At 69.6% G+C, this 1583-nt stretch carries 1 protein-coding gene; it reads left to right on the plus strand.

The window, feature by feature from the left end; genetic code table 11:
• Positions 1-127: 127 nt before the first annotated feature.
• Positions 128-1573 (plus strand): NF041680 family putative transposase, encoded by a 1446-nt coding sequence (locus P2L57_RS39760; protein WP_275823462.1) that lies wholly within the window; start codon positions 128-130, stop codon positions 1571-1573.
• The last annotated feature ends 10 nt before the right edge of the window (positions 1574-1583 follow it).

A 1583-nucleotide genomic window follows, 5' to 3' on the forward strand; every position in this document is an offset into this window, starting at 1 on the left:
AGCTTGACGTTTAACGTCGCAGGTCACCCGACCTGCTGATCTGCGGTTCTTTCCGGGACAGCGGAGGCGGCCGTTCTCCACGCTTCGAGATGTCGAGTCACGAAGTACAAGAGAACGGCCGCTGTGTATGAGTCTGTCTGTCGATGTGCCCGCAGGCGAGGCGTTGGACGTGTTGTCCTGCTTTCGGGTCGAGTTCTACGAATGCCTCTACGCCCGCGCGGATGCGCTCTTCGAGCTCACCGACGCGGTGCTGTGCGCGGACGGGCCGGTGAAGACGCTGGTCGAGCTGTCGCTGGCGGTCGAGCACCGGCGTGGACACGGCGCCCTGTACGCAGCCTTGGACCGGGGCTGGCTGGAGCCAGCGCGGTTGCGCCGGACCCTGGCCGGCCTGCCGCTGCCAAGAGCGGCCGACGGGCGCATCGTGCTGGCCGTGGACGTGTCCAACTGGTTGCGCCCGGACGCCGCCACCAGCGACGAGAGGCTGTTCTGCCACGTCTATGGACGCGGTGACCGCAAGACGGACCAGCTGATTCCCGGATGGCCGTACTCCTTCGTCGGCGCGCTGGAGACCGGCCGTACCTCCTGGGTTGCGCTGCTGGACGCCGTTCGCCTGGGGCCCGCCGACGACGCGACCGCCGTCACCGCCGCCCAACTACGCGATATCGTCAAGCGGTTGACGCAGGCGGGGCACTGGCATCCGGGCGATCCCGAGATTCTGATCGTGATGGACTCCGGCTACGACATCGCCTACCTCACCCACGTCCTCGCGGATCTGCCGGTCGCGCTGGTCGGGCGCCTGCGCTCGGACCGCGTCATGCTCCGCGACCCAGGTCCGGCCCGCTCCGGACCGAAGGGCGGGCGGCCCCGTCGGCACGGCGGCGTCCTCACCTTCGGCAAGCCCGACAGCTGGCACGAACCCGACGTCACCACCGTCACCGACACCACCCGCTACGGCAAGGCCCAGGCGATCGCCTGGGACCGGATGCACCCAAGGCTCACCCACCGCGGCCCCTGGCTGGACCACACCAAAGAGGAACTTCCCGTACTACACGGCACGTTGATCCGCCTCAAAGTCGAGCGGCTGCCGGGCGACCGCGACCCGAAACCGGTCTGGCTGTGGTGCTCCGCCACCGCCGCCACCAGCGCTCAGGTGGACCTGTGGTGGCAGTCCTTCCTACGCAGATTCGACCTTGAGCACACGTTCCGGCTGATGAAGCAGACGCTCGGGTGGACCGCCCCGCAGGTCCGCCACGCCGACACCGCCGACCTGTGGACCTGGCTCGTCATCGCCGCCCACACCCAGCTCCGCCTCGCCCGCCCCCTCGCTGAGGACCTCCGCCGCCCCTGGGAACGCCGCACCGAACCCCGCCGCCTCACCCCCGCCCGCGTCCGCCGCGGGTTTCGCAACCTCCGGCCGACCACGGCCTGCCCGGCAGCCGCACCGAAACGGTCCCGCCCCGGCCCGGGACGGCCGCCCGGTTCGAAGAACAGACACCGCGCCAAGCGCCACGACGTCGGCAAGACCGTCAAACGCGCCGAGACCATCAAGGAACACCAAGCCCGCCGAGGATAAACGTCAAGCT

Origin of the sequence: Streptantibioticus ferralitis (assembly GCF_029223525.1) — a bacterium.
Lineage (GTDB): Bacteria > Actinomycetota > Actinomycetes > Streptomycetales > Streptomycetaceae > Streptantibioticus_A > Streptantibioticus_A ferralitis.

What these genes read in the sequence shown, in the direction of transcription:
- P2L57_RS39760 (WP_275823462.1), top strand. Translation starts at nt 128, where the DNA reads ATGAGTCTGTCTGTCGATGTGCCCGCAGGCGAGGCGTTGGACGTGTTG.